Genomic DNA, 25791 nt, shown 5'->3' with positions numbered 1-25791 from the left:
ATCAGCGCGATGATGTCCACGGCGACCACCGACTGCTGGCCGTTGCGCGGCGTGTCGGCCGAGAGGAAGCGGGTGGTGCCGTAGCCGCGCAGGTAAGGCACGATCACGCGGAAGCCCGCGGCGGCAAGTTGCGGTGCGACGTCCACGAACATGTGGATGTCGTAGGGCCAGCCGTGAAGAAGGATCACCGGCGCGCCATTGGCCGGACCGGCCTCGAAGTAGCCGATGTTCAGACCGTTGGCCTCGATGCTCTTGAGCGGCTCCAGGCGCCGGGCGCTGCCCGCGGCGGTGCCGGCGGATTGCGCGAAGGCGGGCACGATCGAGGTCATCTGGGCGGCGGCCACGCCGAGCGCGGCCTTGGCGAGGAAAGAGCGGCGAAGCAAAAGGGAGGAAGCGGTCATCGGGATCTCCTGGAATCTGAAGTTGGGGTGGTGGCACTCCGTGGGCGCGGTCGTTGCCGATCTGGCGTGGGCTTTGCGGAGTGGTGAAGCGATTGTTCGGAGTCGAGCGGCCCGGCGCGCGGATTGCGTATGCCTCTGTATCTGGGCCGCGTTCGCCAACAATAAATTTCAATACCGGGATGGGGGCGAACGCGTCAACGCGCGAGCCGCGTGAACACGCAGTCCTGGTTCTTCACGAGCGCCGGGTGGCAGGCGAAACAGGTCCGGTGCTGCGCCAGATCGACGGGCTTGCCGTTGACGCCAGAAGCCCGGGTCCAGCCCGGTTGTGCATGCGTCAGCGCGGCGCCGAAGGTCTTCGCAACCCCCGTTCGACGACCTCCACTCGCGCGCCAAGCGCCTCGTAGTGGCGAACCAGGTAGTCCTTCGCCGCGCCGCTGACGTTGTCGACCAGCAGCGGCAAGGGCAACTGGTGCTTGAGCTTCAGCAGGCCTGCGCCCGCCAGATGCTTGTAGTCCTGATGCGCCTTGAGCGCGGTCAGCACCTGCAGGGGCTGCGCGCCCAGGTCGGTCAGATGCACCGTATAGAAAAGGACCTTCGACGGAGCGTCTTCCGGTGGCTCCGGCGCCTCGACCTCGATGCGCTCCATCAGCATTCGAAGATTCGGGTACAGCGGCTGCGGCGACCAGCGGCCGCTCCCGTGCCAGTCCCAGAGCACCGGCACTTCGGGCTGGCTGATGTCGCCGATCAACGGATCGCCATTGGCGTTTTGCAGGACCACCCAGTGCGACTGCCACTGGCCCGTTTCCACGGCGTCGCTCCACACCAGGTGCTCCGGCGTGCTCGCCTCCTGGTCCAGGATGAAGCGGTAGCCCTCCATTTCCGCCAGGAGGCCAGGCACATCGACAGCGCCAGAGCCGGTGAGATCGCCGCGCCAACCCTCGCGCCAACTCGGCTCGTCCAGCACGAGCGACCGGGTCCCCATGCTGCGACACCAGGCGAACCAGTCCTGGATCGGCGCAGGCAAGGGTGGCAAGGCGAATCGGGTTGCCAGCGATGTCCGGATGGCTGCCCGGCTGGGCCAGTTGTCGCGTGTCAGTGCCATTGAATGCCTGGAGATTCCCGCAGCGTGCTGCCGCTATCGGCGGGATGTTGCCATAGGCCTGGCCCCGTGCGTGTGCGCCTGTATCGCGCTTCGCCGGTCAACGCGCTACCTTGTGTTGACGGCGCCTTGCATGCGCACGGTGGCGCGGTGCGGGCGCCCGATGGCCCGTGTCGCGCTCAGCGGATGTACTTGCCGCCGCTGCGCGCCAGCGTGAGGTCGGTGAAGTGCGAGCCGCCGCGATCTTCGCGGTCGATCGTCAGATCGAACCCGCCCAGGTTGAGATGGCCGAGGTTCTGCATGGCCGCGAGCATGGTCGCGCGCGACGGCGCGCCGTTGATCCGCCGCAGCCCTTCGACCAGGACCTGCGCGCTGACGTAGCCCTCCAGGCTCCAGTAACCGATGCGGGTGTCGTTGGCCGCCTTCATCGCCTCCCGGTACTTGCCCACGATCGGAAACGAACCCACCGTCCATGGGTAGGGCATGACCTGGGTCACTGCAATGCTCACGCCCTGGGCTGCGAGTTCGCCGAACACATCGCCCGCGGAGGAGATCGTGTAGAAGGTCGGCGAGCCGCCTTGCTTGCGGATTTCGCCGATCAGGTCCGCGCACATCTTTCCGGGGCAGAACATCACGACGGCCTGAACCTCCTTCGGCTTGAGTTCTTCGGCGGCCTTCTTCAGGTCGACCTTGCCGGGCGGCTGGTTGACGGCGGCAAAGAACTTCTGGCCGCTCTTGCCGAGCAGCCCCCCCATGTGGTCGAACATCACCTTGGATTCGGGAATCTCCAGCGAGAAGAACCCGATCCGCTTGATGCCCAGCACCTGCAGGTGCGAGGCGATGTGGCTGGTCTCGTCCTTGAAGCTGCTGCGAACATTGAAGACGTAGTCGTTGCCCGGCTGCCTGAGGCTGCTCACGCCGGTGGCGGGCGCAATGAACGGCACGCGGTTTTCGACGGCGACCTGCGCACCGGCCACCGAGGCCGGCGTGTTCACGAAGCCGAAGAGGCTGATCGCGCCTGCATCCACCAAGGTCCTGGCATTCGCGGCGGCACGCTCCGGCACGTACATGTCGTCCAGCGTGCGCAGTTCGATGAGGCGTCCCTTGATGCCCCCGGCCCGGTTCACCTGGTCGATGTAGAGCCGGGCGCCGCCGACGAACGCCGTTCCCGCCGCGGCGGCAGGGCCGGTGAGAGGCGCCGACTGGCCGATCAGGATCTTCTCCTGCGCCGAAGCGGCCAGCGTGACGGTCAAGGCAACAAGGGCGAGCAGGGTTTTCATTGATGAGGAAGGGTGGCTGCGTGGCGGAATGAAACGAACGGACACAATTGTTCGCAGCCCTGTGTGTTTTCGAACAGCGCGAAAAATGAGATGCAGCCGCTCATATTTCCGCGCAATCGCGAAAGAACCTGCCCGCTTCCTCAGTAGGTGACGGTCACCGTGATGATGTTGCTGTAGGCGCCCGGCACTACATACTGCCCAACCGGAATGCGTCCATAGACCGTGTAGTTGTTCGTCACCGATGTGCCGCCCAGCGAAGCCAGCGCGTCGTAGCTGTCGCTGGCTCCTGCAGCGCCCCACACGAGGGTCCGTGCATTCGTGGTGTAGAGGTTGTAGGGCAGCGACCCGCCGCTCGGGCCTGCCAGTCGTCGGTCGGCGATGGTGCCGCCCGCGCCAGCGTCGAGGCCGATGGTGTAGGACAGCCTCACCAGAATCCCCAGCCCGGTGATGGTGCCGACAACCTTGATGGTCGTGGTGTTGTCCGCAGGCGTGGCGTTGGCCGGGTTGTAGTTTCCGAACGCCAGCGGCTGCGACACGCTCACCGTCGCACTGCAGCTGAACAGGCCGACGCCCGTGCATGCGGCATCCGCGTCGTGCATGCCCAGCAGGCCGGCCAGCCCGAGGACCAGCGCAGACGTGCTGCGTGCAGTGCGCTTCATGGTCGCGGCGACGGAACGGGCAGGCATCGGTAAGGGCCTATGGAGGGCAGTGCGCCCGAGCGGTCGATCTCACCGAGCGTGAAGCGGCAGTGCCCCTTCGTCCAGCGGGCCTCGAAGCTTTCGCGGGGCTGCGGATCGTCGATGGCGAGCTGGCCGTTGAAGCCCGTGATGAGCAAGGTGCCGCGCGCCGGGCGCAGCACGTCGATGCCTGCGGGCAGTGGGCTGCCGTCGGGCAGCAACACCGTGGCGGTCGCCAGCATTCCGCGCGAGATGTCGAAGCTGGCCTCGGCCACGCCCTTGTAGCGCGGCACCACGCGCAGCACATCGCTGCGCACCTGCGCCTCGATCGGCAGGTCGCCGTTGTCGATGCTGATGTGGTTGGGCTCGTACGCGCGCAGGCCGGAGACGACGGCGCGCCCCTGGCTGTCGGTGGTGGTCCAGGGCAGGTTCTCGCGGTAGACCTTCACGCCCGCGGCGCCGGGCACCGTCACCAGCGCGAACGCGTCGTCGGACTGGCGGGTGGCAAAGGCCACGCCTCCCGCGTAGCCCACGGCACCGCTGGCGCGCACGCGCAGCGCGCCCTGGCCCTGCGCGCGTGCCGCTTCGGCGGAGAGCTGGCCGTAGCGGCCGCGGTAGTCGACGCCCGCCTCGGTGCGCGCGTTCTCGCCATCGGCGGCGCGCAGCCGCCAGCCCCAGCCGGTGTCGCTGGGCGGCTGCTGGCTCATCTCGGCCACGGCCGAATGCCTGCCGGGGTTCTGCTGCTGCAGCGAGAGCGAGGCATTGCGGCCGTCGCCGAGCGCGAGGCTCAGGCTGAGGCCGACCGATGTGGTGGAACGCCGGTCATCCTGGCGCGTGTGGGCCAGGTAAGTCCCGAGCCAGGCGCCGCCGCCGACGCCGATCGACCAGCTGGCCGTGGTCACGCCCACGCGCTCGCCGGTGTTGTAGTGCAGCCGGGTGTGGCTGGCGCCCAGCGTGCCGTAACGGCCCAGCGAGCGGCCCGCGAACAGCTGGCTCTGGCTATCGACGTGCACCGGGCTGTCCTGCCAGGCGATCTGCGTGAAGCCGCGGCTGGCCACCTGCCGGCTGGCGGAGAAATTCCATTCGTCGCTGCTGCGCGTGTAGGCGGCGCGCCAGAGGCGCCCGGTGCCGCCGTCGCTGCTGCGGCTGGCGGCGCCATGCAAGGCGAACTCGCCCACCGTGCCCCATACCCAGGTCAGGCCGGCGCCCGCCGTCTGGCTGCGCGAGCCGGCTTCGCCGCGCACCTCGACCGTGGCGCTGTCGTTCAGGCCCTGCCGCCAGCTGCCGGCCACGAAGGGCGGCCCGTAGTCGAAGCTGCGCTCGCCGTAGCGAAGGCGCGTCCAGCCCGCTTCGAGCGAGTAGTCGGTCAGCCCGGCACGCAGCAGGTTCGAGCTCACGTAGTAGGGCGTGGTCACGGTGCGCTGCACGCCCAGGGCGTCGGTGACCGCGAAGCGCATCTCGCCCGCGCCGGTGAGCACCGGCACCTCGGAGATGGCGAACGGTCCGGCGTCGACGCGGCGCTGGTAGCGCAGCGTGTCGTTCACATAGACCTCCACCGCGGAAGGCACGGCCGCGCCGCCGCGCAAGGTCGGCATCGGGTAGCTGATGTAGCCGGGCTGCAGGCCGAAGCGGGTGCCGAACTGCACGCCGCCGAAACGAAAGGGCGTGGACCATGCCGATGCCTGCGTGATCGCATCGCCGACCGTGAGGCGGGTCAGGCGGTCGGGGTCGTCGCGGCGGAAGTAGCTGTCCAGGCGCGTGGTCCCGGATCTGCCGAACACGGAGCGCCCGGCGACGAAGCTCGTGCCCGCCAGCCCCCACTCGCCCGAGGTCGCGGCATCGAAGTAGCCCGAGGCGCGGCTGCCCTCGCGGTCATGCTGCAGCACGAGGTCGTAGTTGAGGAAAGCGCCGAAGGCCGAGGCCGACAGCGGCGGGCGATCGCTTGCATGCGTGAGCACCGTGCCGGCGGTGAAAGCCTCGGCCGGCACCGTCAGCTCCACGCTCTGCGCGCCTTCGTCGAGCCGCAACTGCGCGCCGGGCAGCGTGCGCAGGTCGTAGTAGTTCGTCTCTCCGCGCCGCAGGGCCGGCGCGGCAGGCCGCACCAGGCGCCAGGCGGCGAGGTCGGTTTCGGCGGCCAGCAGTTGCGGGCCGCGCCGAAGCAGCGGGCGCGGCGCCTGCTGCGCCTGGCCATTGATGCGCACTTCCAGGATCGCCGGTTGCGCATCGTCGATGGCTCCGGCGGCAACTTCCGCCGGTTGGGCCTGCGCGCAGGCGACCCGCAGGCCCAGCCAGCCGCAGCACGCCCAGACGCTAGCGCGGCATGGCAGGCCCACGGGGCACCAGCACGGTAGCGTTGACGGTGGACAAGGCCTCGGGTGCATCGGTGACCGCCTCGATGTGCAGGCGCGTATCGGGTGGAAGGGCGGGCAGATCGAGCTCGATGCCGATCGACTGCCCGGCCAGCGCGTAGTGGGAGAGGCTCTTTCGCAGCAGTTCACCGCCGCCTTCGCGGCGCACCACCAGCTGCGTGACCTGGATGTGCTCGCTGCCCTGGTTGTCGAGCATGAGCCTGTAGCCGCGGCCGCCCGCGCCGCCTGCCAGCAGGCGCCATTGCAGCGACTGCCGCAGCTGCAGCGGCGGCACGAAGATCGGAACGCCGATGCGCAGCAGCGTCTGCACCTTCGGGCCTTCGCCGCCGTCCTGCGCCAGGGCCTGGTCGCGCGGCAACTGGCGAAGAAACACACGGTAGCTGCGCTCGCCAGCCTCGGCGGGCACCTGCAGCCCCAGCCGCACGATCTGCCGGCCGCCCGGCGGCAGGCGGAAGATGGCCGGGTTGACCAGCACGTCGCGCGTGGGCCGGTACACGTCGCGCCCATCCTCCTGCGACCAAGCCAGCACCTCGGCCTGCACCGCGACCTCACCCTCGTCGCTGTTGCCCATGGTGAGCGAGGCCACCGGTCTCTCCGGCGTCAGCACGATGCGCAGCGGCGCCACGCTCAGGCTGGCGGCCAGCGCGCCGGGGGACACCAGCACGCACGGCAGCAGGGCAGACCACAGCAGGAAGGTGCGGCGCATGCCGCGGGTGACTGCGATCAATCTGTTGTCAATTGGTGATCAGTAGGTCAGCGTGAGCGTGATGGTGTCGGCATAGTCGGTCGCCGCCGCCGCGGTGTACTGCGCCGTGGGAATCTGTCCGTAGATGGTCTGTACCTGGGGCAGCCCGGTGCCGGTGTAGCCGGTGGCGGAAGTGCTGTTGTCCCAGTTGGTCGTGTGCCCGACTTCCTTGAAGAGGCCGTAGGCCAAGGTTTTGTGGCCGGCCGCCGCCGTGGGGCTGGTCATGGCGCGCGCGGTGATCGTCGCGCCCGCGCCGGCGCCCGCGTCCAGCCCGAGCGAATAGGGCGTGCCGAAGGTGCAGGTCACGCTGAAGGTGGTGGTGCCGGCCAGCGCCGTTGCGGCTGCGGGGTCGTAGTTTCCGAAGGCCAGCGTGGCGGGGGTCGTCATCAGGCAGGCCTTGAGCACCGTGGCCGTCACCTGGAAGGTGGTGGTCGCGGTGACGGCCTGGGCGGAAGTCATGACCGCGAGCGGAGCAAGAAGCACGCTGGCGGGCAACGCGATGCGGGCGGCGGCAAGGAGAAGGGGGCGGAGGGTGTGGCGCATCGGGTTGACCTTTCATGGACGACAGCTTCGTTCTAACCTGTTACGCAGTATTGCGAAGCGGGGTCATCCCTGTCGTCCAAAAGCCGCTGCAGTACGTTGGTTCCCGTGCCGCGCGAAGACGAATGATTTGGGCCTACTTCCATCGCCGGGCGCCTTCGTTGAGCTCCCCATGAACAGCTTGCGAGCCTTGACTTGGCACACGTCCAAAGGACACTCACGAGATGACCATCACCATCACCGCCTTCGAACGGTCGCCCGACGGCGGCAAGGGCCTGGCGCGCGACACGCGCGTGCGCTGGGCGCTGGAGGAGGCCGGCCTGCCTTACGAGGTGCGCCTGGTGTCCTTCCGCGCGATGAAGGAGGCCGCGCATCTGGCGCTGCATCCCTTCGGCCAGATCCCCACTTATGAGGAAGGCGAGCTCGCGCTGTTCGAGACCGGCGCCATCGTGCTGCATATCGCCGAGCGCCACCAACCGCGCCTCTTCCCCGCCGACGCCAACGCAAGGGCGCGCGCCATCGCGTGGATGTTCGCGGCCCTCAATACGGTCGAGCCTCCCATCCTCGACCTTGTCACCGTCAAGTTCGCGGAAGGCGACAGGCCCTGGAAAGCCGAGCGCCAGCCCCTCGTCGAGGACCGGGTGCGCATCCGGCTGAACCAGCTGGCCGCACGCCTGGGCGACGGCGACTGGCTGGACGGCGGCTTCAGCGCGGGCGACCTGCTGATGGTGTCGGTGCTGCTCCGGCTGAGGCCGTCCGGCCTGCTGAACGAGTTTCCGAGCCTGGCCGCCTATGTCGCTCGCGGCGAAGCGCGGCCGGCCTACCAGCGGTCGTTCGCTGCGCAGCTGGCGATCAATGCTGCGCCCTTGGCGGTGGGATGATGGGGCGGCGATGGTGAGAACGGAGGGATGCGCAGCATGACCTCCGACCAGGAGAACGCGACAATTTGGCCCGAATTCATGAGTGCTCTGGAGCCGGAAGCATGAGAGAGCACAGTTGCTGCTGCCGCGCCAACAGACGTCGCAATGCGGAAACCGTCGAGCGATCTGCCGGCATCAATTTCCGCCTGGTCCGGGGAGTAGTCCGGATGGGCCGGCCAGGGCCGAAGCTACGACGTCAAGCTAAACGAACTGCGAGGTCGGCTGACGAACGGCGCAAGCCTCCAGTTTCGAATGAGCAACTTGGACGTTGCTGAACTTTTGTGGCGCAAGCCTGGCCAGGTTCGAACCCGGTCTCCTTCTGACCACTCACCCGACTCATCACAAGGAACATCTTGATCCTTCGCATTCGTTCTGTCCTCATGGCCTGCGCCTTGGGCGCCACGGCGCTGGCTGCTTCCGCACAGGTAAAAATCGGCTTTGTCGGCACGCTGTCCGGACCGGCGGCGGCGTTCGGGCAGGAGCAGTACGACGGCTTCATGCTGGCGGTCGAGCAACGGCACGGAATGCTCGGCGGCGTGCCCGTGACGGTCATCAAGCAAGACGATCAGCACAACCCCGAGCTCGGGGCGCAGCTCGCGCAGAACCTGATCGAGAAAGACAAGGTCAGTTTCATCACCGGCGTGACCTTCTCCGACGTGATGATGGCAATGGCCAAGCCGATGGCCAGATCGGGCATGTTGTTCGTCGGCTCGAATGCCGGCCCGGCGTCGATTGCCGGCAAGCGGTGCAACAGCAAATTCTTCTTCACCTCGTATCAGGACGAGTACCAGGCCGGGATCGTGGGGCGATACGCAGTCGATCAGCGCTACTGGAAGACGCTGTTCCTGGCGCCGGACAGCCCCTCGGGCCAGGACCAGCTGCGGGGCTTCAAGCGTTACTACTCGGGCGAGGTGGTCAGCGAAATCCACATCCAGCCCGACCAGACCGACTACGCGGCAGCGCTGGCGCAAATCAGGCGCGTCGCTCCCGATGCGGTGGTTGCCTTCTTGCCGGGCGACATGGGCGTCAACTTCATCCAGCAGATGAATCGCTCGGGCCTCCTGAACAAGGTGCCCCTGCTGACGGTCGGCACGGTCGATGGCACGACGCTGCCGCTGCTCAAGGATGCCGCGCTCAATGTGGTGTCAGGCGCGGTCTGGGGCCCCGACCTGCCGAGCCCGACGAGCAAGGCTTTCGTTGCCGCCTTCGAAAAGAAGCATGGGCGCATTCCATCGCAATACGCTGCGCAAGGTTTCGATGCGGCGCTCTTGATCGACAGCGCGCTGAAGGAGACCAAGGGCGCTGTCGCCGATCGCGATGCTTTGCGCAACGCACTGGACGCGGCCAACTTTTCTTCGGTGCGCAGTGGCTTCAGGTTTCTACGCAACGGTTTTCCGGTTCAGGACGGGCACGTCTTCGTTGTTGCGAAGGACGCGCAGGGCCGCGCGTCTCTCAAGCGGATTGCCACGCCGCTGAAGGGGAATCCTGACTGGTACTGGAACGAGTGTCGATAGGGTTGTTGTTCTCACCGGCAGGCGAGATTGGCCTATCGATGAGATGAGATTCGGCCGCCGTGCCAACGAAGTTCTGCAATGGGGTCTCTGAGACTCGCAACATTGCCCACTGCAAACATCTGCGCAGCTCTCTCCAAACAGAGTCACGCGAGATCAGCCCTCGCCGGACTCCTGAGCAAACTCACCGCACTCCCGCCCAGCGCAGCCAAAGCCGCCACCGCCAGGCCCCAATGCACCGCGCCGTGGGACGGCAGCAGCCCGAACATCAAGCTCATCAACAGGCTGCCGAGCGTCAACCCGGTGAGCCGTGCGGTGCCTTGGGCGCCACCGGCCGCGCCGCTGCGTTCCCTGGGGGCCGAGAGCAGCATGTTCTGGTTGTTGGGCGTCTGGAAAAGACCGAAGCCGAAGCCCGCGAGGCTGGTGAACACCGCGATCGGCAAGGCTGCGTTGCCGTGTATCGGCCAGAAGGCACAGAGGGCCAGGCCGCTAGCGAAGCAGGCGCTTCCGGCCGCGCACAGCCAGGCGCTCGGCACGCGCTGGGCCAGGCGTGCCGACAGCGGCGCAGCCAGCATCACCGCCAAGGGCCAAGGGGTCATCAAGAGGCCGGCGGTCACTGCGCTCTGGCCGAGTTCGTGCTGGATGTAGAACGGCAGCGCCACCAGGGCGGCCATCTGGCCGGTGAAGCAGCACACGGAGGCGATGACCGAGATCCGGAACGAGTGCACGCGCAACAGGTCGAGCGGGATCAACGGTGCCGCCTTCGGCATCTCGCGCCGTACCAGCAGCACCATGCAAACGGCCGACAACACGAGCAACGCGCCGCCGTGCAACGGATGCACCACCAGCCGGTCGCTTCCCAGTACTAAAGAGGCGAACATGCCCGCGTTGAGCGCGATGCTCCACACGTCGATGCGGCGCAGCACCGAGCGCGGTGGGCTGGGCAAGCCTGCGCAGGCGGCCAGCACGAGGAGGCCGATCGGCAGGTTGACCGCAAAGAGCCAGGGCCAACTCGCCGAAGAGAGTATGAAAGCGCCAAGGGTGGGGCCCGCCGCTGACGCGGCCGCAACCGCGAGCGCATTCCAGGCAATAGCGCGCGCCAGCAATCGACGCGGATAAGTGAAGCGCAAGAGCGCCAACCCCAGCGGCATCACGGCCGCGGCGCCCAGCCCCTGAAGGCACCTCGCAGCCACAAGCCATGGCAGCGACGGGGCCAACGCGCACAGCACCGACGCCGCGGTGAACAGCGCCACGCCGCCAGCGAACACGCGCCTGTATCCGAACCGCTCCCCGACAGCGGAAGCCGGCAACAGGAACATGACCACGGCCAGCTGGTAGGCAGTGATGATCCAGACGGCATCGGCCGGTGTCGCCTGCAGTTGCTGGGCAATGGCCGGCAGCGCGATGTTCGCGATGGCGCCGTCGAGCACCACCAGCACACCCCCGCCCAGGATGGCGGCAACGGCTGCGAAGCGCCGCGGCAGTGGCAGGCCATCGGTGTCGTGCACTGCGCTTGCGTCGTTCACCGCCTTGGTTTCGACGGTGCGGGCAACGGGAGAAGAAGAGTTCGGTCGAAGCGTGGAAGACAACATGATTGGGCAACTCGGGAAGGCACGCTCTATCGCGTCAGATCAGCTTAGGACTGCGCCTGTGGCTTGCCCAGCGCGTGGCGCGCAGCTTGTCCCTGCATGCGGCGCCTGTCGAAACCGATGCGGCCGTGCTAGGTTCGGGCATGTCCGCAGATACCGATCTGAACCTGCTGTTTGCGCTGAACGCACTTCTGTCCGAAGGCAGCGTCGCGAAGGCCGCCGAGCGCCTGGGCCTGAGCGACTCGGCCATGAGCCGGGCGCTCGCGCGCTTGCGGGAATCGACAGGCGACGAGCTGCTCGTGCGCGCAGGTCGCGCCATGGTGCTCACCCCGCATGCGCTGGCCCTGCGCGACCGCGTGAGAGAACTGGTGCAGGAGTCGCGCGCGGTGCTTCAGCCTGCCGGCGCGGGCATGGACCCTCGCACGCTCCAGAACCTGTTCACCATCCGGGCCAACGACGGCTTCATCGAGGCTTTCGCGCATCAGCTGGTGGCGCGCGCCGCGCACGAGGCGCCCGGCGTTCGCCTGCGCTTCGCGCCCAAGCCCGACAAGGACGTTCGACCGCTGCGCGAAGGATTGCTCGACCTGGATGTCGGCGTTCTCGGCGAGTCGGGCCCCGAGGTGCGCGTGCAGACGCTGTATCGCGACCGATTCATCGCGGTGGTGCGACAGGGCCATCCGCTGCTCGCCGAACCCGGGATCACTGCCGAGCGCTACGCCGCCTGCGACCACGTGGTCACATCGCGCCGCGGCCGGGCCGTGGGGCCCGTGGACGATGCGCTCGCAGCGATGGGCCTGGTGCGCAACACCGCGGTCGTGGTGCCCAACTTCAGCACCGCCTTGTCGATTGCAGCCGCGACCGATCTGGTGGCATTGATACCGTCCTCGTACTTCGAGCACCTGAGGGCGCGGGGCACGCTGTGCGCGTTCCCGCTGCCGATGGCGACAAAGCAGATCACCGTGTCGCAGATGTGGCATCCGCGGCTGGATCGGGACCCGGCGCACAAGTGGCTGCGTGGGTTGGTGCTGGAGGTTTGCCGGCCGCTGAATGAATAGGAATGGTCTTGCGCTTCCTCAAACTGCTCCTCCTGATCGCCGCGACCCTCTCCCTGGGAGCCTTCGCCTTTCTGTACGGATTCAACGCGTGGCGTGCCGGACAAGTCGTCGTCTCGCGAAAAGGAAGCGAACCCTTTGTCGCGACGGCCGATGGGGCTCTTCCCATCACGTTCGCTACAGAGGTCTGGGGATGGATGATCCTCGGGGCAGCCGTTGTCTTGTGCGGCATCGCAGGCATCGTCAAGTTCATCGCCGATGCACCGGAGGAGCGACGGGCAACGCTGGCCCGCCTGGATGCAGCTCCGCCGCGCAACCATCGGGGTACGGACATCCCGTGGTCGATTGCGCTTGCGATCATCGGCTTCATCGTGGCTTTTTTCCTCTACCTGGGATTCAGAGTCCACTCCCAATAGGTTTGGGCCGACGCACAGGGCGCGCAAAGCTGCCCCCTGCCATTTCCAGGCGCCGATTCCCGCGGGCCAATGCGGGCTGGTTGCTCCAATACCATCCTCTCGTCGGCAAGGCTTGCAGGATGCAGGTCTACACCCTGGCGGCAAATGCCGGCGAACACTGGGCCAACATGTTCTTCCTCGCGTGGATGGTGCTTGGCCTGAGCTATGCGGTGTACGTGACGCTCAGGATCTGGTTCCGGGCGTAGAGCTGCCGGAGGGGGGACGAACGGCGGGGGGCGTTCGGCGCGCCGCGACACCGGCCCAAGGCTGGCAAGCGTGCGTCAGCGACACTCCCTGCTAGACAAACAAAGCACCATGCCCGACATCCAGCCCCACGACCCCCATCTCGTTCCCGCCCATACCACCGCCGCCGCCATCTCTGTCGCACGCTGGGTGGCCCAACACCACGACTTTCAGGTGGAGCAGTGCCACCTGATTCGCCGCGGACTGAACGACAACTACGCGGTGCGTTCGGCCGACGGAACCCGGTACGTGGCGCGCCTGTACTCGATCCGCCCACGTGGCGGCTTCAACGTCGATTTCGAAGTCGCGCTGCTCGCCCACCTGGAGGCCAAGGGCGTTGGGGTGGCGGCGTCGGTACCGGGGGCGAACGGGCAAGCGCATATCCAGCTGCAGTTCCCCGAAGGGCCGCGTGCGCTGGCCCTGTTCCGCCACGCAGAAGGCTCGATTCCCGAAACGCTGGACGATTTCGAACTGACCGGCCGCGCGCTGGCCCACATCCACGAGGCGGCGCGTGACTACGCGGGCCCGCCAAGTCGCTACACGCTGGACGGCCACCACCTTGCCGGCAGGACCCTTGGCTACCTCCGCTCATACCCCGAGCTGGGTTCGGATCTTTTCGAAACGTACAGCCGGCTGGCGCACCGCCTGCTCGAGGAGTTGGCTGCGGCCGAAGGCGGACTGACGCGGGTCATCTGCCACGGCGACACGCACGGCTTCAACAACCATGTGGACACGGACGCGGCCGGCACCCGTAGAACCGCGTTCTTCGACTTCGACGATGCCGGCCCGGGCTTCCTGGCCTACGACCTGGGCGTGATGCCCTGGTCGTACCTGTTCCGCAAGACCCTCAAGGAGCCCGACGACGCGCTGCGCGAGCGCTGGATGCGCTACCTGCGGGGCTACCGCGCGGGTGGCGGCGAGGTGAGCGAGCGCGACCTGGCTGCGTTGCCGCTGTTCATCCAGCTTCGGCACCTGTGGAACCTTGGCGAGGCAGCGGGGCGGCTGCATCACTGGGGGACGAATTCGGCGCCCGTGGATTGGCTGCGAAAACAGGTGGATGTGTTCGAGGCGTGGAGAGGGCTGGACCTGCGCGCCTGACCGCTTGCGGGGCCACCTGAACGGGCCACGTTGACGGGGCCCGCACGCAGGATCACCATGGCACACCGCCGCCAGCATCCGAAGGCGGCGCTCGCCGGGGAGGTCTGGTCTGCTCTGGAATCGTTGCGACGTTCTCCAGGGCATTCGTCAAGGAGTTCCCATGGCTGCAAGCGACAAGGTGTTCGCGGGCTCGATCCCGAAGTTCTACGACACGCTGATGGTCCCCCTGATCTTCGAGGCCTATGCCGTAGACATGGCCGGGCTCGTCGCGGCCTTCTCGCCGGGCGCGGTGCTCGAAACGGCGGCAGGCAGCGGCGTGGTCACGCGGGCGCTGGCGCCGAAACTCGGCGCCGATGCGCGCTACGTGGTGACCGACCTCAACCAGCCGATGCTCGACTACGCCGCCACCCGGCAGCCGGCCGACACCCGCATCGAATGGCGGCAGGCAGACGCGCTCGGCCTGCCGTTCGACGATGCCTCGTTCGATGCTGTCTGCTGCCAGTTCGGCGCGATGTTCTTCCCCGACCGGATCGCCGGCTACGCCGAGGCGCGCCGCGTGCTGAAACCCGGCGGGCACTTCGTCTTCAGCGTGTGGGACCGCATCGAAGAGAACGCCTTTGCAGACGACGTCACCAACGCGGTCGCCACGGTGTTTCCGGACGACCCTCCGCGGTTCCTCGCGCGCACGCCGCACGGCTATCACGATGTCGCGGTGATCCGCGAGGAATTGAGCCGCGCGGGGTTTGGCAGCATCGAGATCGCGACGCGCGAGAAGGTGAGCCGCGGGTCCTCGGCGAGCGCCGTTGCCACCGCCTATTGCCAGGGAACGCCGCTGCGCAGCGAAATCGAGGCGCGCGATGCCAGCTTGCTTCAGCTCGCCACGGACTGCGCGACGGAAGCGCTTGTTAGCCGCCATGGCGAAGGCCCGGTGGCCGGCAAGATCCAGGCGCATGTGATCGTGGCGGCGGGATAGCGGTCGGCCCCAGGCCGCCGCCCGGTCGGCAGTGAAATCTATTGTTGTGAAAGCAGGCCCGGATACACAGGCATACCGATTGCGGGGCCGTCGGGCTGCTTGTCTTCAAGAATCGCCTTCGTCATCCACACACCCTGAAAGTTCTCATGACGAAGACCCTGAAGATTCGAACGATGGCCGCAGCCTTGCTGGTCGCCGGCAGCACCCTGGCCCCGCATTTCGCATTCGCGCAGCAGCCTCCTGGCATCGGGCGCACCCAATCGCTGAAGCATGACCTGGCCGACCCCGGCCGCGAGGTGATCCAGGTGCGTGTGGACTTCGCGCAGGGCGCGGCGTTCGGCTTCCACTCGCATCCGGGCGAAGAGATCGCCTATGTGCTCGAAGGCACGGTGGAGTACCAGTTCGAGGGCAAGCCACCCGTCACGCTCAAGGTCGGCGATTCGCTTTTCATTTCGGCGGGCGCGGTCCACTCGGCGAAAAATGTGGGCAGCGGCAACGCGGCCGAGCTCGCGACATACCTGGTGCAGAAGGGCAAGCCGCTCGTCGTGAGCAAGTGAGCTCCCCGGGGTCCCCGTCTCCCGGACGCTTCGCTCCCGGACCGCGTTGAGCTGAAAATCCCCGCATGCCCCATGCCGTTTCCCTCCTTCGCGCCGCCCGCCTCGCGCGAAGTGCCAAGCCCTTTCTCGCACGCGGGGGCTTCAAGCGCGAGCGCTGCGAAGGCTGCCGTCTGGTGCCCACCCATTGCATGTGCGCCTTGCGCCCAGCGGTGGCCACGCGCGCGGGGGTGTGCCTGCTCATGGCCGACATCGAGCCGCTCAAGCCGAGCAACACCGGCTGGCTGATCGCCGATGTGGTCGCCGACACCTTCGCCTTCGGCTGGGCGCGCACCGAGACCGACCCGGCGCTGCTCTCCCTGCTGGGCGATCCGCAGTGGCAGCCCTATGTGGTGTTCCCGGGCCAGTACGCGGCGCCCGAGCGTGTGGTGCACACCGTTGCGTCGTCGCCCGGATCGCTGGATGGATCGGCTGCGAAACGCCCGCTCTTCATCCTGCTGGACGGCACCTGGGGCGAGGCCCGCAAGATGTTCAGCAGAAGCCCCTACCTCGATGCACTGCCGGTGCTGAGCCTGGAGCCCGAACAGATATCCCAGTACAAGCTGCGCCGCTCCGGCCGCGACGACCACTTCTGCACCAGCGAGGTGGCCGCCCTGTGCATGAACCTGGCAGGCGAACACATCGCCGAGCAAACGCTGGAGGCGTACCTGGCGGTGTTCACACACCACTATCTGCGTGCGAAGAACCAGCAGCCCATCGTGTGGGAGGGCGCTGCGCATCAGCGGCTGCGCGAGGTGCAGGCTGTGACTACTGCGGCTCCTGCGGCCCCATGAAAAACTCCACCGCCCGCGCAACCACCCACGGCACGATGACGTGGTCGCCATCGAAGGGCTGAAGCGTCAGGTCGTGGCCGCTTTCCAGCAGGCGGCGCGCATGCGGATGCGCGCTGGTCTCGATGGGCAACTGGCTGTCGGAGCGCCCATGCGCGATGAACACGCGGGGCTTGCCCGTCTGCGTGAACGCGTTCATGAAGCCCGCCGACAGCCCGATCACATGGCTCGCCACATCGCCGTTGGTCATGCCGAGCGAGAGCGCGTAGCTGCCGCCATCGGAGAAGCCGGCGAACGCGAGGCGCGCGGGGTCGATCCGAAAGTGCTGCGCCACCGTAGACAACGTACCGTCTAGCCGCTCCAGATCGGGCCCATGCCCGCCGACCACGATGTCCCACGTCGGGTACATCGATTGCGGCGCCAGCAGCAGAAAACGCCGCGCCCGCGCATGCGCCACGAAGTGCGGCAGCACCCGGTTGGCCTCGCCGCCCGCGCCGTGGAACATCACCAGCAGCGGCACCGGTGCATCGACAGGCAAGCCCTCCGGCACCACCAGCACCGCCTCCCGCCCTTCGGCGAACGAGAGGCCATGGCGCCCCGGCGGCAACGGGTCGGCAACAGGCAGGGCGCCCGGCCGGAAGGCGAGGCGGCCGGTGAGCGCGCCGCCCAGCAGGCTAGCGTCGATCATGCGGCGGCTCCCGTTCCTGGCTTCGAGGCGGAGGCACCGGCGATGCCTCGGAACACCGCGCACTGCGCAAACGCTTGCGTCGACAGCGGCAGTTCCTTGCGGCGGCAGTACTTGCTCGTGAGCTTGAGCAGCTCCTTGATGTCGCGGCCGCTCGCGCCGGCATAGTCCGCCACCAGCCGGTCGATCACCGGGTCCGGCAGATCGACGCCCAGCTGCACCGAGAGCGTGGCCCACAGCCGCCGTGCATCGTCGGGGCCCGGCGGCTGGTAGTCGATGACGGCGATGCAGCGCGAGAGGATGGCCTCGTCGATGTCACCGACACGGTTGGTGGTCATGAAGAGCAGGCCGCTGAAGTACTCCAGCGTGCGCAGGAACTCGGCCACGATCGCGTTGTGCTGCAGGTCGTTGTCGCGCCGGCGGATGTACACGTCGGCCTCGTCCAGCAGCAGCACGCAGTCCCAGCGCGCGGCGCGCTGCAGGATCTTGGTGAGGCTGGCCTCGACCGAATTGGCCGTCACGCCGAGCTGGCCCGAATGCACGCGGTACAGCGGCTTGCCGACCACCTCGGCATAAACCTCGGCCGTGAGCGTCTTGCCCAGGCCCGGCGCGCCCTTGCACAGGATGGTCGTGCCGCCCGACTTGCCCGGCACCACGTCTTCCACCAGAAAGCAGCGGTCGGCCGTGAGGATGTCGATCAGGTCGCGGTGCGCCTGCGGCAGCACCAACCGCTCGCGCAGGTTGGGCTGGTATCTGTATTCCTTCACGTGCTGCGCGTGGACCCAGATGTTGCGGTGCCAGTCGAGGTGAAAGAGGTGCAGGTAGCAGTGCTGCGGAATGCGGTCGAAGCCGGTGTCGACGCCGCTCTCGCGCCAGTAGTGCGCGTCGGCGGCAAGGTCGAAGCGGCGGCGCAGCAGCTCTTCGTCGTTCACGCAGCGCGCCACCGTGCCTTCGGGCAGCCGCTGGCACGACATGCCCGCGCGCGGGCCTTCGCCGGCCGTCCATGCGCAGCCGTCGACGCTGAACTGGGCGCCGAACTGCGGCTGCAGCCTGGTGAACCACGCAAGCTGCTTGTCGTACTCGCGCTTGAACTCGGCGCACTCCTTGTGAAAGCCGTGGTCGGCGAAGAGGCCGGCCAGCGTGCGGCCGGGCAGGTCTTCCGCGTGGAAGCTCAGGCCCCAGGTCATGCCCGAAAAACGAAGGCGCGGTTCGGAGGGCGGCTCGCGGCCGGCGGATTGCAGCGTATTGGCGAGCAAGCCCACCAGCACGTACGACTCGCCATCCGTCGGCTTCACCAGGCGCACCGTGTCCACCAGCCAGGGCAAGAGGGCGCCATCCTTGCCGCGCTGGTAGAGCCAACCGTCGATGAGGTCGCGGCGCAGCCACTCGATCAGCGCTGGCACCATCAGCTCCAGGCTGGCGATGGGCCGCGCGAGCGGTTCGCCATTGAGGTTGTCCAGCGCGAGCAGCTGGAACACCAAGTCGCGCGCACCGGCGGCCATGCCCAGCTGGAAGAGCTGGTTGAGCGCCTGGCCGTCGAAATGGTGGCTGGAGACGATGCGCACGCCGCTCCCGGCGCCATGCCCACCCAACTGAAGGCCAAGCGGCGACTGCGCGCCGACCTGACCCTGCAGTACAGCGGCCAGCATTTCCGGTATCTCGAGTTCCACGGCGTCTCCTCGTGTGGTCTTCGATGCTAGCCATGGGGGTGGGGGTTGGCGCTTGACCTGGGTCAAGGTTGCGGGAAGATTCAGCGGCACTCCTGTACCGCCGTCGTCATCGCCCGCGTGCCGGTAGCCATTGAAGGCTCAGTCTCGATCTGAAGCCAAGACCGCGCGGGGCTTCTGCGCAAGCCGAAGCCTTCTGCGCAGCGAACGACTGCTCAAAAATCATGCTGCTGAGTTCGATGGGTCGGACGGATGCCCATCGCTTCTTCGAGCGATGTGGCTTTGACGGCTCGATCAAGAAAGGGCTCGTCAAGTACCGCTGTTCATTCGCCTGAGCCTGCGCCACTCGCTCCAAGCCGCGCAGGTCAACGACGCGATGACGGGAGCGCCCGCCGTGCCATTGGCAACCCTACTGCGGCACCAACCCCGCGGCCTTGACCAACTCCGCATGCACCCGGATCTCCTCCGCAATGACCTGCCCCAGCGGCTTGGCATCATCGACCGTCGGCTCCATCCCCACCTCCAGCAGCCTGGCCTTCGCATCGCCCCGCATCAGCGCCTTCACGGACTTGTCGAGCCGCTCCAATATCGGCCGTGGCGTCTTCGCCGGTGCCAGCAGGCCGATCCATGCCGACAGCACCACGCCGTCGACGCCGCCTTCGCGCAGTGTCGGGATCTCGGGCGCCGACACGGCGCGTCTGTCGCTCAGCACGCCGACCGGATGCAGCTTGCCGCCCTTGATGTGCGGCAGCGCCTCGGGGAGCGGGGCGAACACCATGTCCACGACGCCGCCGATGAGATCGGTGATCGCCGGTGCGCCGCCCTTGTACGGAATGTGCAGCAGGCGCACGCCGGTGCGGCTCTCGAACATCAGGCCGGCCAGATGCTGCGGGCTTCCGTCGCCGGAAGAGGCGTAGGTCAGCTTGCCGGGGTTGGCCTTCGCCGCGGCCAGCACGTCGGCAACGCTCGCGAAGCGCGCCTTGTCGCGCACCACCAGCACCATGGCCTGGTTGACCAGCTTGGTGACGGGCGCGAAGTCGGCTTCCGGGTTGTACGGCAGCGTCTTGAAGATGCTCTTGTTGGTGGTGAGGAACGAGGCGGGCGACACCATGAGGGTGTAGCCGTCGGGCGCCGCGCGCGACACCAGCGGCGTGCCGATCTGGCCCGAGGCGCCGGCCTTGTTGTCGACCACGAAGGGCTGGCCCAGATCTGCCGCCAGCTGCTGGCTGACCAGCCGCGCGACCATGTCCACGCTGCCGCCGGCCGGCAGCGCGACGATGACCTTGACGGGGCGGTTCGGGTAGGCGTCCTGCGCCGGGGAGGGCGTGGACAGCAGCAGGGCGGAGACGGCGCCCAGCGCTGAGAGGAGGGATCGGGGGGTGGGCATGTGGCGGCTCGTTTCGGTGGTGGGAGCGTCCTGCAGGTTTCGTGCCGAGTCGGGCTTCGAGCCCGCCCGTATCCGAGGCACCCGGCAAGTTCTTACAACTCCCTGGCCTTGGGGGCCATCTGCTGACGGTAAAGTCCCGTCACCCGGTCGCAGACGCTCCGCGACTTCTCCCTCGATCACTCTCGTTTCCGTTCCCGCATCTCCATGTCCAACCTCATCGTGCACGGCGGCACGCCGCTCCGCGGCCGCATCACCCCCTCCGCCAACAAGAATGCCGTGCTGCCGGTGCTCTGCGCCACCTTGCTCACCAACGAGCCGCTGCGATTGCTCGGCGTGCCCGACATCACCGATGTGCGCAAGATCCTGGACATCTTCCGCACCCTGGGCAGCGACGTGCACATGGACCATGCCACCGGCACGCTCGAGCTGCACCACCGCGAAACCGCGTTCGATGCCGCGCTGCACCGCCTGCCTGAAGAGATGCGCTCGTCGATCATGCTGGTGCCGCCGCTGCTGGCGCGCTTCGGCGTGGCGCGGCTCGAAGACAACGTCAAGGGCTGCACGCTGGGCGTGCGCGAGATCGATCCGCATGTGGAGGTGTTCCAGCGCTTCGGCGGCAAGGTGGAGCGCACCGAAGGCTCGCTGCTCGTGCACGGCGACGGCCGCCTGACGCCCACCGACCACTGGCTCGACTACGCCTCGGTCACCACCACCGAGAACTTCGTGCTGTGCGCGGCTGCCGCGGACGGCACCTCGACGCTCACCAACGCCGCCTCGGAGCCGCACGTGCAGGAGTTCTGCCGCTTCATGGCGATGATCGGCGTGCGCATCGAGGGCATCGGCACCTCGCGCGTGACGGTGCATGGCGGCGGCGCGCTCACGGGCGGCGAGTTCCGCTTCGACGAAGACTTCCACGAGATCACGACCTTTCTCGCGCTCGGCGCCATCACCGACGGCGACGTGATCGTGCGCAACAGCGCGCCCGCCAACTTTCCGCTGCTGGACCGCACCTTCGCGAAGTTCGGCGTGCGCATCGAGCATGCGGACGGCTGGTCGCGCGCCATCCGCACCGGGCCGCTGAAGGTGCAGACGCCGTTCACGAGCAACGTGCTCACCAAGGTCGAGGCGGCGCCGTGGCCTTACTTCCCGGTGGACCTGTTGCCGATCTTCATTGCGCTGGGCGTGCGCGCGCAAGGCAACGCGATGTTCTGGAACAAGGTGTATGACGGCGCGCTGGGCTGGACCGGCGAGCTCTCCAAGTTCGGCGCCCACGTGTTCTCGTCGGACCCGCACCGGCTCATCACCTTCGGCGGCAATCCGCTGACGCCGGCGGTGGTCGAGAGCCCCTACATCATCCGCGTGGCGATCGCGCTCTTCATGGTGGCGGCGAGCATCGAAGGGCGCTCGGAAATCCGCAACGCGACGCCGATCCGACGCGCGCATCCGCGCTTCGTGGAAAACCTGCGCAGCCTGGGCGTGCAGGTGGAGTGGACGAGCGAGGAGTGAAGTTCGCACTCAGGCTGCTGCTGTCCTACCTGGTGGCGAGCTTCGTGATGGCGGTGGTGTCGACCGTCTTTTTTCCGTCGCATGCGCATGTGCCCGTGATCGTGGTGCTGCTTGTTTTTCCGCTGCTTCCGCTGCTCGCGCTCAAGGGCTTGCTGACCGTGGGCGCCGCATGGAGAGGCGTGCTGCCGCTGGCCGTTTTCGCAGTGCTGTTCGGCGGCATGGCGTGGCTGGCGTTTCGTGCCCGGGTACGCGACCGGTCGAAGGCGGCTGCACGCCCGTAGGCGGTAGGGCCTCCGGATGCCCGTCCGTCAGAACGACGGCACCGGGTTGCGTCCTTCGGTGAGCACGTAGGCGCCCTTGCGCCAGGCATAGACCAGCGTGCTGTCGATGGTGACCACGCGGCGGCTCTTGCCGCCGGCCATGCGTTCGCCCTTGAAGGCGATGCGCATCTCGCCGGGCGCGTCGTCGGTGCCGAGCGCGAAGGTCGGCGTGCCCCCGATGTCGAAGCACCCGCCGCTTGGCGGCGGTTCATCCGGCTTCCCGGGGGCGCGCACTTTCTCGCAGGCCTCGTGGACGCCTGCGTTCGTTGCCGACAGCGGAATGCCCGATGCGAGCACGCGCACCTGGCCTGCTTCGAGCCCATACACCGACAGCCATTGCCCGCAGTAGCCCTGCCAGCAACTGCCGTGGGCGATGGTCAGCGCAAAGCGCTGGGGCGCGATGCGCTCGATCTTGGTGGTGCCCAGGTTGCCCATGAAGCCGAGGTAGTCGACGGCGTCGTTGCGGCTCGCGAGTTTCCAGCCGTCCGCGCCCTGCTCGAAGAAGTAGGCGCCGAGCCATGCGCCGTTCACATGGCCGGTCATCGGCTCGCCCCGGTCGTCGAGCGGCACGGTCTCGGTCAGCATGATGGCGTGCGTATCGTCGAGCCGCACCACTTCGCGCGGCGACACATGAGCCTGTTGCTCGGCCTCGCTGCCGGGCACTGTCTTGCCCTCGTTGGCCCTCTCGGGCAGCGAGACGGTGTCGGGCTGTCGGGGCGCGGCGCCGGGGCCCTGGGAGTCGGGGAATACCAGCGCCATGAGTTCGGCTCGCTTGAGCGTGGCCGATGCGGTGGGGCGAGGCACCGGTGGTGCAGGTGGTGTTGCGGGGGCAACGGCCTCGGCGGTTACCACGGCCACTGCGGCTTCGTCCGCCTGCACGTCGGCGGTGATAACGGGGGCTTCTTTCTGCGGACAGCCGCCGAGCACGAAGAGCCCGGCAGTGGCGATGGCGACGACGACGGCGCGCTGCAGCGGCTTCAACGGGCGGGGCAGGGGGAAGGTCGGGCTGAGCATGCGCGCGATTGTGCCAAGCCATGCCGCGATGACCCCGCCGCCGCAGCGCCCTCCGGCTTGGCGGGACAATGGCCGGCATTCGACACAGAAGGAGCCTCCGAATGAGCACGCTGCAGCAGATCCTGGGCACCGAACTTCCCCTCATCCAGGCGCCGATGGCCGGCATCCAGGTCAGCGCGATGGCCATTGCGGTCGGCAACGCAGGCGGGCTCGGCTCGCTGCCCTGCGCCATGCTGAGCCCCGACGTGATGCGCAGCGAACTCGCGGCGATCCGTGCCGGCACCGACAAGCCCTACAACGTCAACTTCTTCTGCCACACGCCGCCCGTGCCGAGCACCGAACGCGAGGCCACCTGGCGCGCCGCGCTCGCGCCGTATTACGCCGAGTACGGCATCGATGCGGCGAGCATCCCGACCGGCCCGGGGCGCAACCCGTTCAGCGCCGAGGTGGCCGACCTGCTGGCCGAGTTCAAGCCGCCGGTGGTGAGCTTTCATTTCGGGCTGCCGTCCGAGGCGCTGCTGGCACAGGTGCATGGCTGGGGAGCCAAGGTACTGGCCTCGGCCACCACGGTCGAAGAAGCGCTGTGGCTCGAAGCGCATGGCGCCGATGCGGTCATCGCGCAGGGGCTCGAGGCGGGCGGGCACCGCGGCCACTTTCTCTCGCACGACCTCACGAAGCAGCTCGGCACCTTCGCGCTGCTGCCGCAACTGGTGCGCGCGCTGAAGGTGCCGGTGATCGCGGCCGGCGGCATCGCGGATGCGGAGGGCGTGGCCGCGGCCATGGCGCTCGGCGCGGTCGGTGTGCAGGTCGGCACCGCCTACATGCTGACGCCCGAGGCCACGACGAGCGCGATTCACCGTGCGGCGCTCAAGAGCGAAGCGGCACGCCACACCGCGCTCACCAACCTCTTCACCGGCCGGCCGGCGCGCGGCATCGTCAATCGTGTGATGCGCGAGCTGGGGCCCATCGGCGCGGCCGCGCCCGAGTTTCCGCTCGCCACCTCGGGCATCGCGCCGCTGCGAGCCAAGGCCGAAGCCGCGGGCAGCGGCGACTTCTCTCCGCTCTGGTCGGGGCAGAACGCCACCGGCTGCCGCGAGGTGTCGGCGGCCGAAGTGACACGCGCGCTCGCCCAAGGTTTTCACGCATCCCTCTGAACGACTTCAATGACCCAGCTTCACCTGCCCCTCAAGTTTCTCGAACACAGCGCACAGGCCAACGTGCGCGAGCCCTGGCTGCTGGTGCTGATGCATGGCGTCGGCAGCAACGAGCAGGACCTGTTCGGCCTCGCGCGGCTGATGCCGCCGCAGTTCCATGTGCTGAGCCTGCGCGCGCCCTATGTGCTGTCGCCCGATGCCTATGCGTGGTTTGAGTTCGGCGTGCTGCCCAACGGCGAGCGCCGCATCGACGAAGAGCAGGAGCGCGAGAGCCGCTTCCTTGTCGGCGAGATGATCGACGCGGCCGCGCAGCAGCTGGGCGTGCCGCCCGAGCGCATCGTGGTGGGCGGTTTCAGCCAGGGCGGGATCATGGCGCTGTCGTTGCTGCTCACGCAGCCCGCGAAGCTGCGCGCCGCGATGGTGTGGCACAGCCGGCTGCTGCCTCAGGTGGTGCCGCACATCGCGCCGCCCGAGGCCTTCGAGGGCAAGGCCCTGTGGGTGAGCCATGGCAGCGCGGACAACGTGATTCCGCCAGCCGCTGCCCAGGCCACGCGTGAACTCGCGCGCACGTTGCCGCTGACGTTGTCGGGTCCGGACTTTCCGGGCGCGCACGAGATCCGCCCGGCCGAGCTGCAGGGCACGATCGCCTGGCTGCAGTCGCTCAGCGCGCCGGCAGGCTGAGCGCGCGCCGGGGCGGCGTTCGCGTCACACGGCGTTACGAGGTTGTGGCGTGATGGCGTGCCGATTGATGCAACATCGAACGGTCTCCTGCATCACACAGCCTTCAGCAAAAGGAAAGTGCCGCCATGACCGACAACGAATCCCCCGGCTCCAGGGACAACGCCCCCGAATTCAGACCCCGCCGCGAGACGCCGATCGGCATGATCGTCGTCATCGGCCTCGTGGTGCTGGCGGCCGCATTCTTCGGCTGGCGCTGGTACCAGCAGCAACAGCAGAAGGCGCCCGAGCCCGTGCCGGTGGCCGCAGCGCCGAACGACGGGCCCGCACCGGCACCCGCCGCCGAGCCGACCGGCCCGCAGAACCCCGTCGATGCGCTCGCGCCGCCCGATGCGGCCTTGCCGGCGCTCGCCGAGTCCGATTCGCGCGTGATGAAGGCGCTGGCCGAGCTGATCGGCGGCAAGAACGCTTCCGCCTACCTGCGCTCCGACGGCATCGTGCGCCGCTTCGTCGCCACGGTCGACAACCTCGCGCGAGAGCAGGCGCCCGCCAGTGCATGGCCGGTGCAGCCCGCGGGGCAGCGCTTCATCACCGACGGGCCGCAGGGCGGCACGCAGACCATCGCCGCGAACAATGCGGCGCGCTACAACGGCCTCGTGCTGCTGGCCGAGACGGTCGATCCGGCCAAGGCGGCGACGGTGTACGCCAGGCTCTATCCGCTGTTCCAGAAGGCGTATGAAGAGCTCGGCTTTCCGGGCCGCTACTTCAACGACCGGCTCATCGCGGTGATCGACCATCTGCTGCAAGCGCCCGAGCCGAGCGGCCCGGTGCAGGTGCGGCTGGTCGAGGTGAAGGGCGACGTGCCCTCGACGCGGCCGTGGGTGCGCTACGAGTACGTCGATCCGAAGCTCGAGGCGATGTCCTCGGGCCAGAAGATCATGGTGCGCATGGGGCCGGAGAACGAGCGCAAGGTGAAGGCCAGCCTGCGCGGCTTTCGCCAGCAGATCGCAACGGGCGAACTCGCGAAGAAGAAGCAGCCCTGAG

General features: G+C 67.9%; 26 protein-coding genes. 14 read left to right on the top strand and 12 right to left on the bottom strand.

What is annotated here, in order from left to right:
* From M2282_RS07910 to M2282_RS07875, 7 genes are all read right to left on the bottom strand, one after another.
* On the bottom strand, positions 1-401 hold a 401-nt coding region (locus M2282_RS07910; protein ID WP_280808223.1), incomplete at its 3' end, for an alpha/beta fold hydrolase.
* Positions 402-735: 334 nt separating this feature from the next.
* Positions 736-1503, bottom strand: coding sequence for a hypothetical protein (locus M2282_RS07900; RefSeq protein ID WP_280808222.1), 768 nt, complete (start codon positions 1501-1503; stop codon positions 736-738).
* 176 nt (positions 1504-1679) lie between these two features.
* Entirely contained in the window at positions 1680-2780 is a 1101-nt protein-coding gene (locus M2282_RS07895) for an ABC transporter substrate-binding protein (RefSeq protein WP_280808221.1), read from the bottom strand.
* Positions 2781-2920: 140 nt separating this feature from the next.
* Positions 2921-3466 (bottom strand): Csu type fimbrial protein, encoded by a 546-nt coding sequence (locus M2282_RS07890; protein WP_280808220.1) that lies wholly within the window; start codon positions 3464-3466, stop codon positions 2921-2923.
* Positions 3436-5790, bottom strand: coding sequence for a fimbria/pilus outer membrane usher protein (locus M2282_RS07885; RefSeq protein WP_280808219.1), 2355 nt, complete (start codon positions 5788-5790; stop codon positions 3436-3438). The genes M2282_RS07890 and M2282_RS07885 overlap by 31 nt, the downstream gene beginning before the upstream one ends.
* Positions 5768-6553 carry a fimbrial biogenesis chaperone gene (locus tag M2282_RS07880; RefSeq protein WP_280808218.1) on the bottom strand — a complete coding sequence of 262 codons (786 nt, stop codon included), beginning with the start codon at positions 6551-6553 and terminating at the stop codon, positions 5768-5770. Before M2282_RS07880 ends, M2282_RS07885 begins: the two co-directional genes overlap by 23 nt.
* An 18-nt stretch (positions 6554-6571) precedes the next feature.
* Positions 6572-7114, bottom strand: coding sequence for a Csu type fimbrial protein (locus M2282_RS07875; protein ID WP_280808217.1), 543 nt, complete (start codon positions 7112-7114; stop codon positions 6572-6574).
* A 221-nt stretch (positions 7115-7335) separates the two neighbouring features.
* On the opposite strand from M2282_RS07875, the gene M2282_RS07870 reads away from it, so the two are divergent.
* The gene (locus tag M2282_RS07870) at positions 7336-7992 is read left to right on the top strand and encodes a glutathione S-transferase family protein (RefSeq protein ID WP_280808216.1); all 657 of its coding nucleotides are present in this window, start codon (positions 7336-7338) and stop codon (positions 7990-7992) included.
* Between the two features lie 392 nt (positions 7993-8384).
* Entirely contained in the window at positions 8385-9545 is a 1161-nt protein-coding gene (locus M2282_RS07865) for an ABC transporter substrate-binding protein (RefSeq protein ID WP_280808215.1), read from the top strand.
* 143 nt (positions 9546-9688) lie between these two features.
* Here M2282_RS07865 and M2282_RS07860 read toward each other — a convergent pair whose 3' ends face one another.
* Complete coding sequence (locus M2282_RS07860) at positions 9689-11068, bottom strand: MFS transporter (protein ID WP_280808214.1); 1380 nt, start codon at positions 11066-11068, stop codon at positions 9689-9691.
* Between the two features lie 206 nt (positions 11069-11274).
* On the opposite strand from M2282_RS07860, the gene M2282_RS07855 reads away from it, so the two are divergent.
* From M2282_RS07855 to M2282_RS07825, 7 genes are all read left to right on the top strand, one after another.
* On the top strand, positions 11275-12186 hold the full coding sequence (locus M2282_RS07855; protein ID WP_280808213.1) for a LysR family transcriptional regulator: 912 nt from the start codon (positions 11275-11277) through the stop codon (positions 12184-12186).
* A gap of 8 nt (positions 12187-12194) precedes the next feature.
* Complete coding sequence (locus M2282_RS07850; RefSeq protein ID WP_280808212.1) at positions 12195-12599, top strand: hypothetical protein; 405 nt, start codon at positions 12195-12197, stop codon at positions 12597-12599.
* Between the two features lie 119 nt (positions 12600-12718).
* Complete coding sequence (locus M2282_RS07845; RefSeq protein WP_280808211.1) at positions 12719-12844, top strand: hypothetical protein; 126 nt, start codon at positions 12719-12721, stop codon at positions 12842-12844.
* Positions 12845-12953: 109 nt separating this feature from the next.
* Positions 12954-13979 (top strand): phosphotransferase enzyme family protein, encoded by a 1026-nt coding sequence (locus M2282_RS07840; protein WP_280808210.1) that lies wholly within the window; start codon positions 12954-12956, stop codon positions 13977-13979.
* Positions 13980-14139: 160 nt separating this feature from the next.
* Positions 14140-14952, top strand: coding sequence for a class I SAM-dependent methyltransferase (locus tag M2282_RS07835; RefSeq protein WP_280808209.1), 813 nt, complete (start codon positions 14140-14142; stop codon positions 14950-14952).
* Positions 14953-15098: 146 nt separating this feature from the next.
* Entirely contained in the window at positions 15099-15509 is a 411-nt protein-coding gene (locus tag M2282_RS07830; RefSeq protein WP_280808208.1) for a cupin domain-containing protein, read from the top strand.
* Between the two features lie 65 nt (positions 15510-15574).
* Positions 15575-16339, top strand: coding sequence for a tRNA-uridine aminocarboxypropyltransferase (locus M2282_RS07825; protein ID WP_280808207.1), 765 nt, complete (start codon positions 15575-15577; stop codon positions 16337-16339).
* Here M2282_RS07825 and M2282_RS07820 read toward each other — a convergent pair.
* From M2282_RS07820 to M2282_RS07810, 3 genes are all read right to left on the bottom strand, one after another.
* Entirely contained in the window at positions 16314-17024 is a 711-nt protein-coding gene (locus M2282_RS07820) for an alpha/beta hydrolase (RefSeq protein WP_280808206.1), read from the bottom strand. The two genes, M2282_RS07825 and M2282_RS07820, sit on opposite strands and share 26 nt — an antisense overlap.
* Positions 17021-18691, bottom strand: coding sequence for an ATP-binding protein (locus M2282_RS07815; protein ID WP_280808205.1), 1671 nt, complete (start codon positions 18689-18691; stop codon positions 17021-17023). Before M2282_RS07815 ends, M2282_RS07820 begins: the two co-directional genes overlap by 4 nt.
* 406 nt (positions 18692-19097) lie before the next feature.
* Positions 19098-20075, bottom strand: coding sequence for a Bug family tripartite tricarboxylate transporter substrate binding protein (locus M2282_RS07810; protein ID WP_280808204.1), 978 nt, complete (start codon positions 20073-20075; stop codon positions 19098-19100).
* Between the two features lie 204 nt (positions 20076-20279).
* Between M2282_RS07810 and M2282_RS07805 the strand changes: the two genes are divergently transcribed.
* Both M2282_RS07805 and M2282_RS07800 read left to right on the top strand, forming a co-directional pair.
* Positions 20280-21581 (top strand): UDP-N-acetylglucosamine 1-carboxyvinyltransferase, encoded by a 1302-nt coding sequence (locus tag M2282_RS07805; RefSeq protein WP_280808203.1) that lies wholly within the window; start codon positions 20280-20282, stop codon positions 21579-21581.
* The gene (locus M2282_RS07800; protein WP_280808202.1) at positions 21578-21862 is read left to right on the top strand and encodes a hypothetical protein; all 285 of its coding nucleotides are present in this window, start codon (positions 21578-21580) and stop codon (positions 21860-21862) included. The genes M2282_RS07805 and M2282_RS07800 overlap by 4 nt, the downstream gene beginning before the upstream one ends.
* Positions 21863-21889: 27 nt before the next feature.
* On the opposite strand, the gene M2282_RS07795 is transcribed toward M2282_RS07800, so the two are convergent.
* Complete coding sequence (locus M2282_RS07795) at positions 21890-22915, bottom strand: hypothetical protein (RefSeq protein WP_280808201.1); 1026 nt, start codon at positions 22913-22915, stop codon at positions 21890-21892.
* A 101-nt stretch (positions 22916-23016) separates the two neighbouring features.
* On the opposite strand from M2282_RS07795, the gene M2282_RS07790 reads away from it, so the two are divergent.
* The 3 genes from M2282_RS07790 (at position 23017) to M2282_RS07780 (ending at position 25790) form a co-directional block, all read left to right on the top strand.
* Positions 23017-24069, top strand: coding sequence for an NAD(P)H-dependent flavin oxidoreductase (locus M2282_RS07790; RefSeq protein WP_280808200.1), 1053 nt, complete (start codon positions 23017-23019; stop codon positions 24067-24069).
* Positions 24070-24078: 9 nt separating this feature from the next.
* Complete coding sequence (locus M2282_RS07785; RefSeq protein WP_280808199.1) at positions 24079-24750, top strand: alpha/beta hydrolase; 672 nt, start codon at positions 24079-24081, stop codon at positions 24748-24750.
* A 125-nt stretch (positions 24751-24875) separates the two neighbouring features.
* The gene (locus tag M2282_RS07780; protein WP_280808198.1) at positions 24876-25790 is read left to right on the top strand and encodes a DUF3014 domain-containing protein; all 915 of its coding nucleotides are present in this window, start codon (positions 24876-24878) and stop codon (positions 25788-25790) included.
* Position 25791: the final 1 nt, after the last annotated feature.

Source organism: Variovorax boronicumulans (genome assembly GCF_029892485.1).
Taxonomy (GTDB): domain Bacteria; phylum Pseudomonadota; class Gammaproteobacteria; order Burkholderiales; family Burkholderiaceae_C; genus Variovorax; species Variovorax boronicumulans_B.
This window is presented reverse-complemented; position numbering and strand designations above follow the sequence as displayed.